Here is a 13,679-nt window from a genome sequence, read left to right as displayed (position 1 = left end):
GCTCTTGGCCTGGTCTCCCTCGCGCCGACTGCGAAGGGACGTCCTGTGAGTGAACAGAAGCGGCCGATCCACGACATGAGCGCCGCGTCGACCGCGGCCGCCGGCGGACCCGCGCGCTACCGCACCGTGGACATCGTCGTGCCCGCGGTACTGGGTGTGGCCTTCGGCGTCGTCTTCTGGGCGTGGAACCTGCTGTGGCAGGTGTCCGCCCCGCTGTTCGCCTTCTTCCCGCCCGCCCAAGCCCTCATCTACGGCGTGTGGCTGCTGCCCGGAGTCCTGGGTGCACTCGTCGTCCGCAAACCCGGCGCCGCCGTACTGACCTCCACCGCTGCGGCGTTCGTGTCCATGATGCTGGGCACCCCCTGGGGCGTGGAGGCCGTCCTGGCCGGGTTCGTCCAAGGCCTGCTGCCCGAGCTGGTCTTCGCCGCCGGACGCTACCGCCGCTGGGGCGCGGCGGTCTCGGTCCTGGCCGGAGCGGCCGCCGGTATCGCCCCCGCCGTATGGGACAACGTCCGGTATTACCCCACCTGGCCGCTGTCCTTCCAGCTCACCTTCGGGGTCCTCGTCGTGGTCAGCGCCGCTGTCGTCGCCGGCGCGGGCGCCCGGCTGCTGACTTCGGCCCTGGCCCGCGCCGGTGCGCTCTCGGCGTTCCCCTCGGCACGCGGATGAGCACCGCCGGCACCGGCGGGGCGCGGGTCGAGCTGGCCGGCTGGGGCTGGCGCCACTCCGGCCGCAGCGGATGGTCGCTGCGCGGCGTCGACCTCGCCGTCGAGCCGGGCGAGCGGGTCCTGCTGCTCGGCGCCTCCGGGGCGGGAAAGAGCACGCTGCTGCACGCCATGGCCGGGCTGACCGGCCCCTCCGGCGCCGTCTCCGGCGACGAGGAGGGGCGGCTGCGCGTCGACGGCGGCCCCGCCGAGGCGACGCGCGGGTCCCTGTCCCTGGTCAGCCAAGACCCCGATACCCAGCTCGTCATGGCCCGCTCCGGCGACGACGTCGCCTTCGGCCCGGAGAACCTCGGACTGGAGCGCGCGCAGATCCGGGAGCGCGTGCGCGGCGCTCTGGACGAGGTCGGCTTCGGTTACGGGCCCGAACGGCCGACAGCGGCGCTGTCGGGTGGGGAGAAGCAGCGGCTGGTACTGGCGGGGGCGCTGGCGATGCGCCCGCGCCTGCTGCTGCTCGACGAACCCACCGCCAACCTCGACCGCGCCGGCGCCGCCCGCGTCCGGCGTGTGCTGGAGAGGCTGCTGCGCAGGAGCGAAGCCACCATGGTCCTCGTCGAGCACCGCGTGGCCGAGGTCGTCGGCGACGCCGCGAGCGCGGGTGAAGCCGAGGACGCGGTGGCCGAGCTGGTCGACCGGGTCGTGGTGGTCGAACCCGGGGGAGGGGTGGTCGCCGACGGTGCGCCCGGTGCGGTTTTCGCCGACCACGGCCGCCGTCTGGCCGAGCGGGGCGTATGGGTGCCGGGCCGCGAGCCGTGCCCGCGGGTGCGGCCGGGTGTTCCGGGTCCGGCCGTGATCGAGGCCGCCGGCTGCACGGCCCGGGCACCCGGCGGGATCGGGCTGCTGGATTCCGCGGGCGGCCGGGTGCTGCACGGGGCCGACGCCGTGGTGCGCTCGGGTACCGCGACCGCCCTGACCGGGCCCAACGGTGCGGGCAAGTCGACGCTGCTGGGCCTGCTCGCCGGGCTGGACGCGCCCGAGTCCGGAACCGTCGCGCCGCACGGCCGCCTGGCCGAGGTCAGCACGCGCCCGTTGGCGGCGTGGCCGGCCCGCCGGTTGGCGCGCCATGTCGGCACCGTGTTCCAGCACGCCGAGGACCAGTTCGTCACCGGCAGCGTCCGCGACGAGCTCGCATTCGCACCGCGCCGGGCCGGGATGGGGCCGCGCGAGATCCGCAGCCGGGTCGGCGAACTCCTGGAGCGGTTGCGGCTGGCCGACCTCGCCGACGTGCACCCTTTCACCCTGTCGGGCGGGGAGAAGCGGCGGCTCTCGGTGGCGACGGCGCTGAGCTCAGGCGCCTCCCACGCCCCCGATGCGCTGCTGCTGGACGAGCCGACGTTCGGCCAGGACATGCGCACCTGGCAGGAGCTGGTGGAGCTGCTGTCGGACCTGCGGGCCGAGGGCCGCGCCGTCGTCGCCGCCACCCACGACGCCGTGTTGCTGGACCGCTTCGCCGATGTCGAGATACCTCTGATCGGCGGTTGCACCCGTGCGCCGGAGGCCCGCACCGACGCGGGCGCGGAGGCGGTCGCCGACGGTGCTCCGGGCGGCGACGCGGGTGGCGGCCCCGCAGACGCCGAGGGGAACGACCGTCACCGCGGGCAGAGGGGGACCCGATGAGCGCCGCCGGGACCCGCCGGGGTGCGCAGCCCGTACCCGGGCCCGACCGTCCGGGTGCCGCCGGTGCCGCCGGTGCCGCCGGTGCCGCCGGTGCCGCCGCCACCGGCGCGACCCGGCCCGCGCGGCGGGCGTGGCTGCCGCGGGCCGACCCCGCGGGCAAACTGCTGGCCGCCGTGCTCATCGTGGCGGGGCTGGTACCCGTCGTCGACCCGGTGACCCCCGGGATCGTTCTGGCCGCCGGGCTGGTGCTGGTCGCCTTCGCCGGGCTGGACCGGGCGCGGCTGCTCACCCTGAGCGTGCCGCTGCTGCTGATGGGCGCCTCGATCGGCTTGGTCAACCTGGTCTTCGGGGAAGAGGGGCCGATGGGGGCGCTCGGTGCCGCGGTGCGGCTGCTGGCGATCGCGCTGCCGAGCCTGCTCGCGGCGATCACCAGCGACCCCACCGACATGGCCGACTCCCTCGTGCAGCGGCTGCGGGTACCGGAGCGCCCGGCCATCGCGGTGCTCGCCGCGCTGCGCCTGGTACCGCTGCTGGTGGAGCAGTGGCGCACGCTGGGCCGCGCCCGCCGCGCCCGCGGCCTGGACGCCGGCGGAAACCCGGCGCGCGCGGTCGCGATCTTCACAGGCAAGATCTTCGCGCTACTGGTGCGCGCCATCCGTACCGGGACGCTGCTGGCCATGGCGATGGACGCCCGGGGATTCGCGGGCGGTCCGCGCAGCCACGCCCGCGTGAGCGTCTGGCGCGGGACCGACACCGCGCTCGTCGCCGGCACCGTCGTCCTGGTCGCCGCCGCCCACGCCGTCTCCCTCGCCGCCGGCACCTGGACTCCCCTCACCTTCTGACGCCGTCCGGATCCCGGGAGGCCGCGCCGACGACGGCCTCGCCGGGGTGGCGGTCCGCCGGGTGGGCAGTGGTAGGTATTGGTGGGCGAGCGTCGCGCGGCCGGGCGCGGGCGCCGGACGGCGCAGCCGGTCCGGCCGGACCGCGGCGGGGCAGCCGATGGCGGGAGAGGGGCCTATGACGACGCTGGACGAGGGCACGGGCGGGTCCGTGCGGGTGGAGCGCGACGCCGAGCACCCGGCGGTGGCCGTGCTCCGGTTGGACCGGCCGAAGATGAACGCCCTCGACGCGCGGATGCAGCGGGAGATCAGAGCCGCGGCCGAGCGCGTCGGCGCCGACGACGACGTGCGGGCGGTGGTCGTCTACGGCGGGGAACGGGTCTTCGCCGCCGGCGCCGACGTCACGGAGATGGCGGAGATGGGCTTCGCCGAGATCTCGGACCACGCGCGCGGCCTGCAGGAAGCGATGACAGCTGTGGCGGGCATCCCCAAGCCGGTCATCGCCGCCATCACCGGGTTCGCGCTCGGCGGCGGCTGCGAGCTGGCGCTGTGCGCCGATTTCCGGGTGGCCGCCGAGGACGCCCGGCTCGGCCAGCCCGAGATCCGCCTGGGCGTGATCCCCGGCGCGGGCGGCACCCAGCGCCTCGCGCGGCTGGTCGGCCCGTCCCGGGCCAAGGATCTGATCTACACCGGGCGCCACGCCGCGGCCGAGGAGGCGCTGTCCATCGGTCTCGTCGACGCCGTCGTCGCACCGTCGGAGGTCTACGACCGGGCGATCGCCATGGCCGCCAGCTACGCAGGCGGCCCCGCGCTCGCCCTTCGGGCCGCCAAGCAGGCGATCGACGGCGGTCTGGAGACCGACCTGGCCACCGGGTTGGAGATCGAGCGGATGCACTTCGCCGGGCTGTTCGCCACCGAGGACCAGAAGGCGGGCATGCGCAGTTTCGTCGAGGAGGGCCCCGGCAAAGCCCGCTTCTCGGGCCGCTAGGCCTTCCCGGCTCCGCCGCCGCGGGACCCGCCGGCCCCGCGGCGGGCCCGCCACGTACGCGCAGGAGGAGAGACAGGCACATGTGGGGATTGACGACGGAACCGGCCCGGGAGCGACCCGACCTGCTGGCGGCCCCGGTCGCCGCCGGGCTCGAAGGCTGGGAGCCGGCCGAGCGGGTGCTGGCGGCGCCCATCGACCCCGACTTCGCCGATACCGCCGAGTGCGCCGCCGCCTACGGCATCCCGCTGGGCAGCTCGGCCAACTGCGTGGTGATCGCGGCTAAACGGGCGGGGCAGGTGCGTATGGCGGCGTGCATGGTGCCGGCCACCGCCCGCGCCGACGTCAACGGCGTCGTGCGGCGCCATCTGGGGGCGCGCAAGGCGTCCTTCGCGCCCCAGGGCGAGGCGGTCGCCGCTACGGGGATGGAGTACGGCGGGATCACCCCGCTCGGCCTGCCGGAGGACTGGCCGGTCCTGGTCGACCCGGCGGTGCTGGAGGCGGGCCCCGTGGTGATCGGCAGCGGGCTGCGGTCCGCCAAGCTGGTGCTGCCCGGCGCCGATCTGGGTGAGCTGCCCGGCGCCGAGCCGATCGCGGGCCTGGGGGTGCCCACGGACTGAGCCGAATGATCCGGGTTCGCGGTCCGCCGGCGCACGCCGGATCGCCGCACCCGGAACCCGCCACCCGACCGGCTCCGGCCGGTTGCCGGAGCCGGTGCGCCGCAGGGGAACCACGCGCGCGAAACGTGCGTCATACTCGTGTGGTCGCTTGGACGTTCGGGACCTGTGCGGCCCCGTCGCCGCCGCGGTCCTCCCGCGCCGGCCCGGCCCGGTCGGCTTTTCTTCGGGGAGCCGCCCGCGGATCGGAGCCTTCCGCCGCGGCGCCGGGGGACGTGACCGTCGTGCGGCGGGGAAGGCGGCTGTTCGGCCCGCCGGGCGGGTCCCGCCCTGCCGGTCCGGCCATTCCCAGCGGATAGGCTTGATGTCGTGGTGTGCCAGGTTTGAGGGGATGAATTCGCAATGGCAATGTCGGCAGGTTTCCCCGAGGGAGAGGAGCTGCCGGAGCGCGTCGGCCCGTACGTGATCCGCCGCCGGATCGGCCAGGGCGGGATGGGCGTCGTGTATCAAGCCGTCGACCCCCGGCAGGACCGGCTCGTCGCGATCAAGGTGCTGCGCTCCGAGGTCGCCGGCGACCACATCGCCCGCGCGCGGCTGGCGCGCGAGGTCGCGACCATGCGCCGGGTGCACAGCACCAACGTCGCCGAAGTCATCGACGCCGACACCGACGCCGAGCTTCCCTGGGTGGTCACCGAGTACATCCCCGGCCCCACGCTCGACTCCACCGTCACCGACCACGGCCCGCTGCGCGGCCGGGCGCTGAGCCGGTACGTGGCGGGCCTGGCGCGCGCGATCGAGGACATCCACGCCGCCGACGTCGTCCACCGCGACCTCAAGCCCGGAAACGTCATCATCTCCAACGGCGAGCCGATCGTCATCGACTTCGGTATCGCCCACGCCGTCGACGGCGCCAAGCTCACCCAGACCGGCACGTTCGTCGGCACTCCCAGCTACCTGTCCCCGGAGGTCATCGAGGGCACCGACCTCGGCCCGGCCACCGACGTCCACGCCTGGGGCGGCACGGTCGCCTTCGCCTCGACGGGAAACCCGCCCTACGGCGCGGGGTCCTTCGAGGTCATCTTCTTCCGCATCCTCAACGGCGAGATCGCCCTCGACGGGATGCCCGACCGGCTCAAGCCGCTGGTCCAGGCCGCGGTTTCGCGCGACATGTCCGCGCGCCCCTCGGCCGCCGACCTCGTCGCCCAGACCAGCCGGCTCAACCTGGACCTGCCGCTGGACGAGGACGTCGCCACCTACGTCAGCAGCGGACTGACCGGCAACCACACGGTGCAGGCACCCACCGCCGAGTCCGGCCGGGAGGACCGCGCGGCCTCCGGCGGCGCCCCGGGAGCCGTGGCCGCGGGCGCGGCGGGCGCTGCGGCCGCGAGCGGCGACGGCCCCGGCGCCGATTCGGGCGCGGACCGCACTTTCGCGGCCGGGGCGGAGCCGGGTGCCGACCGGACCCGGGTCGGCGGCGGTGCCGATCAGACCTACGTGGCCGGGGCGGAGTCGGGTGCCGACCGGACCCGGGTCGGCGGTGCCGAGCAGAGCGCGAGCCCTGAGGCCCGGGACCCGCAGCAGACCGGCATGCTCGGCAGCTACGAGGCAGACGAGAGCGCGGGCCCCTCCACCCGGTACTTCAACTCCACGCTGCGGCCCGAGGATTTCCGGGACATCCTCACCCCGGTCGACGAGCGGCCCGCCGGGCGGGGCTCGGGCCAGGCCGAGGAATCCGGCGGCGGTCTGTTCGACCGGTTCCGCGGGTCGGGCGGCGACCGCCTCGACGACTACTTCGACTCCCAGGGCAAGGGGGACCACGACGGCGGCTATTACGACGCCGAGCCCGAGGGCCGCCCGCTGCCGTGGCTGGTGCTCATCCCGGTTCTGGTGTTCCTCGCCGGCATCTGCTTGGCCGTGCCGCCGCTGGGCCTGATCGTGGGACTGTTCACAGCGAGCCTGCTGGGGGCGCTCGACACGGTCAAGGCGGAGCACGCCCGGCGGCTGCAGACCCGGGGGCCGCGCAGCTCCGACACGATGGTCGTCGCGCTGAGCATGCCCTGGGCGCTGGTGCGCACGCTGGGCACGCACGTGCTCTACGGGTTGGGCTATCTGCTGGTGGGGATCGTGGTCGGCATCGCGATCACGATGCTGACCGGCGACGGCACCAACACCCCCAACTTCGTGGGCTCCTACGCCTTCACCCTGGTCGTGGTGCTGAGCTTCCTGGGGCCCAACGGGCGCGGGGCGGTGCGCCAGGCGCGCGCCGCCGTCGACTCCGCCACGATCCGCAACCCCTATGTCTACTGGGGTGTGATCGTGGCGTCGGTCCTGCTGGCGATGCTGGTGCTCTCGTACGGCATCGGATCGGCGCCGTCGTGGTGGCTGATGGGCAGCGGGCCCTCCGGCTGGGCGCTCTTCGGCGGCTGAGCCGCCGGCGTCGCCGGCAGCCCGGTCCGGTCGGACCGGGGGCGCGTTCGCCGCAGGGGCTACTAGCCAGTAACATCGGAGTGGTAGAGCGATATCCGCAGGCGGGAAGCGTGACGGGAACGCGGCCCGCCACCCGATGGCAACAGTGCATCTGGCACCGTCAAGGGGCCACGGGCGCGCCAGGCGTCCGCGCCGTCCGAGTGGGCGACGCATGGGAGTGCAGGGAGGTCGGCCACCGGCCATGAATATTGTCGTATTGGTCAAGCAGGTCCCCGACACGGCGACCGAGCGCAAACTCTCGTCCGACGACAACACGCTGGACCGCGCGGCGTCGGACGGCGTCATCAACGAACTCGACGAGTACGCCATCGAGGAGGCGCTGCTCCTCAAGGAGAAGCACGGCGGCGAGGTCACCGTCCTGACGATGGGACCCGACCAGGCCACCGACTCGATCCGCAAGGCGCTGTCCATGGGCGCCGACAAGGCCGTGCACCTCGTCGACGACGAGCTGCACGGCTCCGACGCGCTGCAGACCGCCTACGCGCTGTCGAAGGCGCTGGGCACGGTCGAATTCGACCTCGTCGTGCTCGGTTCGGAATCCACCGACGCCCGTACCGGCGTGGTCGGCGCGGCGCTGGCCGAGTACCTCGGCCTGCCGCAGCTCACCCTCGCCGGCAAGGTCGACGTCGACGGCTCGGCCATCCGCATCCAGCGCGCCACCGACTACGGCTACGACGTCGTCGATGCGCAGCTGCCCGCGGTCGTCTCGGTCGTCGAGAAGATCAACGAACCGCGCTACCCCTCGTTCAAGCTGATCATGCAGGCGAAGAAGAAGCCGGTGGAGAAGCTGTCGATCGCCGACGCCGGTATCGACGCCGCGCAGGTCGGGCTGTCCGATGCCGCCACCGAGACCTCCGACTTCGCGCCGGCTCCGCCGCGGGCCGCCGGCACCGTCGTCAAGGACGAGGGCGACGGCGGCAGCAAGGCCGCGGAGTTCCTCGCCGAGAAGAAGTTCGTTTAGGTCCGGCGGAGACGAAGGAAGGATTGACAGATGGCTGAGGTCCTCGTCCTCGTCGACCAGGTCGACGGAGAGGTCAAGAAGGTCACCACCGAGCTGCTGACCGCCGCTCGCCGCATCGGCGAGCCCGCGGCCGTGTGGGTCGGCGACGGCGCCGAGTCCGGCACGGAGAAGCTGGCCGAGTACGGCGCCCGGAAGGTGTACTCGGCCCCGGCCGAGCTGAACGACTACGTGGTCGCGCCCAAGGCCGAGCTGCTGGCCAAGCTGGCCGGCGAGAAGTCGGCCGCGGCCGTGCTCGTCTCGGCGACCCCCGAGAACAAGGAGATCGCCGGGCGGACCGCCGCCAAGCTGGGCTCGGGCGTGCTCACCGACGTGGTCGACATCACCGGTGAGGCGGTCGCCGAGCACAGCGTCTTCGGCGGCGCCACCGTGACCCACTCCCGGGTGCGCTCGGGTGTGCCGGTGGTGGCCGTGCGGCCCAACTCCGTTCCGGCCGAGCCCGCCCCGGGCTCCGCCGAGCTGGAGGAGGCCGCGGTCGAGCTGTCCGAGGCCGCGACGGGCGCCAAGGTCGTCGAGCGCGTCGTGGAGGAGAAGGGCGCCCGCCCCGAGCTGACCGAGGCCGCGATCGTGGTCTCCGGCGGCCGCGGCGTCGGCTCCGACGACTTCTCGGCCGTCGAGGCCTTGGCCGACTCGCTGGGTGCCGCCGTCGGCGCATCCCGCGCCGCGGTCGACTCCGGCTGGTACCCCAACCAGTTCCAGGTGGGCCAGACCGGCAAGACGGTCAGCCCCAACCTCTACGTCGCCCTGGGCATCTCCGGCGCGATCCAGCACCGGGCCGGTATGCAGACCTCGAAGAACATCGTCGCGGTCAACAAGGACCCCGAGGCGCCGATCTTCGAGCTGTCGGACTTCGGCGTGGTCGGCGACCTGCACACGGTTGCGCCGCAGCTCACCGACGAGGTCGACAAGCGCAAGTAGCCGACCGCCGCCGAGGCGGACCGGCGACGCGGCCCCGGGCGCCCGCCCGGGGCCGCACGCGTGCCGTTCCGCGCCCGAGAGCCCGGGGCCCGGCACGGCGGACCGCAGCGCCGCCGTATCCTGGAAAGCGCCATGGTGTACCTGGATCACGCCGCCACGACCGCCGTCCGGCCCGAAGCGGTCGCGGACATGACCGAGGAGTTCGGGCGCCTCGGAAACCCCTCCTCCCTGCACGGGGCCGGCCGCCGCGCCCGCCGCGCCGTCGAGGAGGCGCGCGAAAGCATCGCCGAGTCGCTCGGCTGCACCCCCAACGAGGTGGTGTTCACCGGGGGCGGAACCGAATCCGACAACCTCGCGCTCAAAGGCCTGTTCTGGTCGCGCACCCGCGCCGATCCCGTCCGCCGGCGCATCCTCGTCGGCGCGGCCGAGCACCACGCCGTACTCGACCCGGTGCACTGGCTGGCCGGGTCCCAGGGCGCGGTCTGCGAGGAGCTCCCCGTCGACGCCCACGGCCGCGTCTCGCCCGCCGACCTGAGCGCCGCCATCGCCCGCGACCCCGCCGACGTCGCACTGGTCTCGGTGATGTGGGCCAACAACGAGGTCGGCACCGTGCAGCCCGTCGGCGATCTCGCCGACGTGGCCCGGGAATACGGTGTGCCGTTCCACACCGACGCCGTGCAGGCGGTGGGCAGCGAACCCGTGGACTTCTCCGCCAGCGGCGCCTCGGCGCTGACGCTGACCGGGCACAAGATCGGCGGTCCCGTGGGGGTGGGCGCGCTGCTGCTGGCCCGCGGTACCGACCCGGTGCCCGTGCTGCACGGCGGCGGCCAGGAGCGCGAAGTGCGCTCGGGCACGCTGATGACTCCGCTGCTGCGCGGCTTCGCCACGGCGCTGCGCCTGGCGTCGGAGGAGCGCGAGGAGCACGTCCGCCGGCTCGCCGGGCTGCGCGACGACCTGGTAGCCGCTGTGCGCGAGCGCGTCCCCGACGCCGTCCTCAACGGCCACCCCGAGCTGCGCCTGCCCGGCAACGCCCACCTGTCCTTCCCCGGCTGCGAAGGAGACGCGCTGCTGATGCTGCTGGACGCCCGCGGCATCGAGTGCTCCACCGGTTCGGCGTGCTCGGCGGGGGTGTCCCAGGCGAGCCACGTCCTGCTGGCCATGGGCGCCGACTCCGAGACCGCGCGCAGCTCCCTGCGGTTCTCGCTGGGCCGCGGATCCACCCGCGCCGACGTCGACGCGCTGGCCGACGCCATCGGGCCCGTCGTCGAACGCGCCCGCGCCGCCCGCCGCAAACGCCGCGCGGCCTGAACACCGGTCACCGCCGGTGCGCCCGCTCAGCCGCCCATTTGGCGGCGGATCGGGCGCATCAGCTGGTCGATGGTCTGCCAGTCGGGGTCCAGTCGGCTCTGCAGCGTGGGCTGGCCCTCGCTCCACTCGCGTACCGCGGCCTCGAAGTCGCTCAGCACGCCCGAGTCGGGGTCGAGGTAGAAGTAGAACTGGCGCTGTCCGCCCGCGGTCTGCTGGGCCAGCAGTGCGCCGTTGTCGCCCAGCAGGGCGCGCAGGCCGGCGGCGAACTCGTCCAGCGCCGTGGTCGAGGGCTCGGCCGGCAGCCGGTCGCTGTCGCTGTTGGCATAGGGCAGTGCGACGTGCACGTACAGGGTCAGCGCGGGAAAGGCGCGCCGGTGCAGGGGGTGGCGCGCCGCGATCTCGATGATGCCGCGCAGCGGTACCCGGCCCTGCAAGGTCACCCAGCCGCCGCTTCCCATCGTGCTCGCGAGCTGCTCCACGACCGAGGGCATGGATGCGGGAGGAAGCGGGTCCAGCGGCTTCTCCACCAGCGGCTCGACCTTGGAGATCCAGCGCACGTAGTCGTCCTCGCCCAGGGCGAGCATCGCCACGTGGTCGCTGACGCCGTTGCGGACCTCGTCGGACAGGAACATGAAATCGGGGTGGTAGACGCCGATCTCCATCTTGCTGCGCTGCTGGTCGACGCGCATCGCGACGGTGCAGTGGGACAGGTCCAGCTCGTGGCCTTCCCATTCGACCGGCCGGCCCAGCCGGTCGTGGTCGCGGGGGAAGGCGGGGAAGAACCGCCAGCCCGGCTCCTGCGGCGCCGCGCGGGCCCAGCGCTCGGTCAGCACCCGCGCCTGGTCGTCGGGGCCGGCGCTGAGCGTGAGCGCGTAGTCGCCCCCGCCTTCCAGCGAGGCCAGCGGGTCGTCCAGCGCCGCCAGGCGCTCCAGCAGCTGTCCGGGGTCGCTCTCCTCGTCCAGGTCGAGGTCGCCCGTGTCGCCCAGGCCGCTGCCGCCTTCCTGCGGTGCCCGGCCCACTTCCCACGTAAGGCCGGAGTGGATACGCCGGACGGCCTCGCCGATCCGCTCGGCGACGTCTTCGGGCAGCGGAACGCCGTTGTCGACGAGAGCGGCCAAGGGCGCCCGGAACTCGGGCCACTGATGCCAGAAACCGTCGACGGCGACGGCGGAGTCGGACTGCGTTGAGCGGCGGCGACGGAACAGAGCCATGGCAGTGATTTTCGCAGAGCCCGAGGGGTGCCGCGCCACTCAGCCGGGTGTGCCGCCCGGGTGCGCGCGCCGGGCCGCGGGAACGCTGGTCGAGACGAGGGCGTGCGGGCGCATAGTCTGGGAGGCGCTATGACTTTGCGTGTACTGGCCGCCATGTCCGGCGGCGTCGACTCCGCGGTCGCCGCGGCCAGGGCCGCCGAGGCCGGCCACGACGTCACCGGCGTGCACCTGGCCCTCTCCAAGAATCCCCAGTCCTACCGCACCGGCGCGCGCGGCTGCTGCACGGCCGAGGACTCCCGCGACGCCCGGCGGGCCGCCGACATCATCGGCATCCCGTTCTACGTGTGGGATATGGCCGAGGAGTTCGACCGCGACGTCGTGCAGGACTTCGTGGCGGAGTACGCGGCGGGGCGCACCCCCAACCCGTGCTTGCGCTGCAACGAGAAGATCAAGTTCGAGGCGGTGCTGGACCGCGCGGTCGCGCTGGGCTTCGACGCCGTGTGCACCGGCCACCACGTGCGCAAGGCCGACGGACGCCTGCGCCGCAGCGTCGACCCCGACAAGGACCAGTCCTACGTGCTGGGCGTGCTCGACCGCGAGCAGGTGTCCCACGCCATGTTCCCGCTGGGCGACTGCACCAAGGACGAGGTCCGCGCCGAGGCCGACGACCGCGGGCTGGCGGTGGCCGACAAGCCCGACAGCCACGACATCTGCTTCATCGCCGACGGCGACACCGCGGGGTTCCTCAACGACCGGCTGGGCGGGGAGCCCGGCCCGATCAAGGACGAGTCCGGCGAGGTGCTGGGCACGCACCAGGGTGCGCACACCTACACGGTCGGCCAGCGCAAGGGGCTCAACCTCGGCGGGGCCGCCGAGCGCCGCTACGTGCTGTCCATCGAGCCGGTGGAGAACACGGTCACGGTGGGTCCGCGCGATGCGCTGCAGGTCGACGAGATCACCGCCGAACGCCCGGTGTGGAGCGGCAGTGAGCCCTTCGCCGAGCCCACGGCCTGCACGGTGCAGCTGCGTGCCCACGGCGAGGTGTACTCCTGTACCGCGGTGCAGCGCGACGGCGAGCTCGCGGTCCGCCTCGACGAGCCCGCCACGGGCGTGGCCGCGGGCCAGGCGGCGGTGCTCTACGACGGCGACACCGTCCTGGGTTCGGGCACCATCGCGGCCACTGCGCACAGCGGCGAGCCCGTCCCGGCCTCCTGAGGACCCGCGCCCTCGGCCCGGCCCCGGGCACCGCCCGGCGCCCGCGCCGAGGGCGGCCTCGGCCACACCGCCTCCCCGGCCCTGTCGTCGGAAGTTAGGTTAGGCATAGCATAGTTCCGTGCGTCGGTACGGCGAGGCGACGGAGGGATGCGATGGACTACGGGTTCCTGGACGGCCGCCCCTTCTGGATCGTCTACGCCGCGCTGTTCGCCATCGCCTTCGCGCGCACGCAGACCATCTACTGGATCGGCCGCGGGGTGGGGGCGGGCCTGCACCGGTCCCGGACGGCCGACCGCATCGGCGACCGCCTCACGCGCGCCGAGCGCATGATCAACCGCTTCGGCCCGCCCGTGGTCACCGCCTCCTACGCCACCGTGGGCGTCCAGTCGGCCATCCACCTGGCCGCCGGGGCCATGCGCATGTCCTACTGGCGCTACCTGGCCGCCATGCTGCCCGGCTGCGCGGGATGGGCGGCCATCTACAGCTTCGGCGGCCTCGCCGTGATCGCCGTGTGGTGGGAGCTCTTCCTGCGCTCGCCCTTCCTCGCTGCGGCCGCCGTCGTCCTCGCCGCCGCAACGGCGGCCTCCTCCGCCGCCTTGGTCCGCCGACGGCGCCGGCGGAGTCCCGCGGCCGGTGCCGACGCAGCCGACGCCCCCGGGAATTCCGCTCCGGCCCCGACCGCGCCCGACGCATCGGCCTGAGCCCGTCGGCCCGCCGGCTCCCGCTCCGGCCGGCACCACCC

12 protein-coding genes are annotated in these 13,679 nt (G+C 74.1%); 11 read left to right on the top strand and 1 reads right to left on the bottom strand.

Annotated elements, in window-relative coordinates; translation table 11 throughout:
* Window positions 1–75 precede the first annotated feature (75 nt).
* The 9 genes from HNR25_RS06050 (at window position 76) to HNR25_RS06010 (ending at window position 10,511) form a co-directional block, all read left to right on the top strand.
* Window positions 76–669, top strand: coding sequence for an ECF transporter S component (locus HNR25_RS06050; protein WP_184638888.1), 594 nt, complete (start codon window positions 76–78; stop codon window positions 667–669).
* Window positions 666–2,339: an ABC transporter ATP-binding protein gene (locus HNR25_RS06045; RefSeq protein WP_184633735.1), complete on the top strand. Its 1,674-nt coding sequence runs from the start codon at window positions 666–668 to the stop codon at window positions 2,337–2,339. Before HNR25_RS06050 ends, HNR25_RS06045 begins: the two co-directional genes overlap by 4 nt.
* Entirely contained in the window at window positions 2,336–3,181 is an 846-nt protein-coding gene (locus tag HNR25_RS06040; RefSeq protein WP_184633734.1) for an energy-coupling factor transporter transmembrane component T family protein, read from the top strand. Before HNR25_RS06045 ends, HNR25_RS06040 begins: the two co-directional genes overlap by 4 nt.
* Before the next feature lie 175 nt (window positions 3,182–3,356).
* Window positions 3,357–4,166, top strand: coding sequence for an enoyl-CoA hydratase/isomerase family protein (locus HNR25_RS06035; RefSeq protein WP_184633733.1), 810 nt, complete (start codon window positions 3,357–3,359; stop codon window positions 4,164–4,166).
* An 80-nt stretch (window positions 4,167–4,246) separates the two neighbouring features.
* Entirely contained in the window at window positions 4,247–4,783 is a 537-nt protein-coding gene (locus HNR25_RS06030) for a YbaK/EbsC family protein (RefSeq protein ID WP_184633732.1), read from the top strand.
* A gap of 399 nt (window positions 4,784–5,182) precedes the next feature.
* Window positions 5,183–7,207 (top strand): serine/threonine-protein kinase, encoded by a 2,025-nt coding sequence (locus HNR25_RS06025; RefSeq protein WP_246463528.1) that lies wholly within the window; start codon window positions 5,183–5,185, stop codon window positions 7,205–7,207.
* A gap of 241 nt (window positions 7,208–7,448) precedes the next feature.
* Entirely contained in the window at window positions 7,449–8,228 is a 780-nt protein-coding gene (locus HNR25_RS06020) for an electron transfer flavoprotein subunit beta/FixA family protein (protein WP_184633731.1), read from the top strand.
* A 30-nt stretch (window positions 8,229–8,258) separates the two neighbouring features.
* A complete protein-coding gene (locus tag HNR25_RS06015) occupies window positions 8,259–9,203 on the top strand; it encodes an electron transfer flavoprotein subunit alpha/FixB family protein (RefSeq protein ID WP_184633730.1) in 945 nt (314 codons plus the stop codon).
* A 132-nt stretch (window positions 9,204–9,335) separates the two neighbouring features.
* Complete coding sequence (locus tag HNR25_RS06010; protein WP_184633729.1) at window positions 9,336–10,511, top strand: cysteine desulfurase family protein; 1,176 nt, start codon at window positions 9,336–9,338, stop codon at window positions 10,509–10,511.
* A gap of 26 nt (window positions 10,512–10,537) precedes the next feature.
* Here HNR25_RS06010 and HNR25_RS06005 read toward each other — a convergent pair whose 3' ends face one another.
* On the bottom strand, window positions 10,538–11,722 hold the full coding sequence (locus HNR25_RS06005) for a DUF695 domain-containing protein (protein ID WP_184633728.1): 1,185 nt from the start codon (window positions 11,720–11,722) through the stop codon (window positions 10,538–10,540).
* A 129-nt stretch (window positions 11,723–11,851) separates the two neighbouring features.
* On the opposite strand from HNR25_RS06005, the gene mnmA reads away from it, so the two are divergent.
* Both mnmA and HNR25_RS05995 read left to right on the top strand, forming a co-directional pair.
* Complete coding sequence (mnmA, locus tag HNR25_RS06000) at window positions 11,852–12,937, top strand: tRNA 2-thiouridine(34) synthase MnmA (RefSeq protein ID WP_184633727.1); 1,086 nt, start codon at window positions 11,852–11,854, stop codon at window positions 12,935–12,937.
* Between the two features lie 152 nt (window positions 12,938–13,089).
* A complete protein-coding gene (locus HNR25_RS05995) occupies window positions 13,090–13,638 on the top strand; it encodes a DedA family protein (RefSeq protein ID WP_184633726.1) in 549 nt (182 codons plus the stop codon).
* Window positions 13,639–13,679: the final 41 nt, after the last annotated feature.

Source organism: Streptomonospora salina, from assembly GCF_014204715.1.
Lineage (GTDB): Bacteria > Actinomycetota > Actinomycetes > Streptosporangiales > Streptosporangiaceae > Streptomonospora > Streptomonospora salina.
This window is presented reverse-complemented; position numbering and strand designations above follow the sequence as displayed.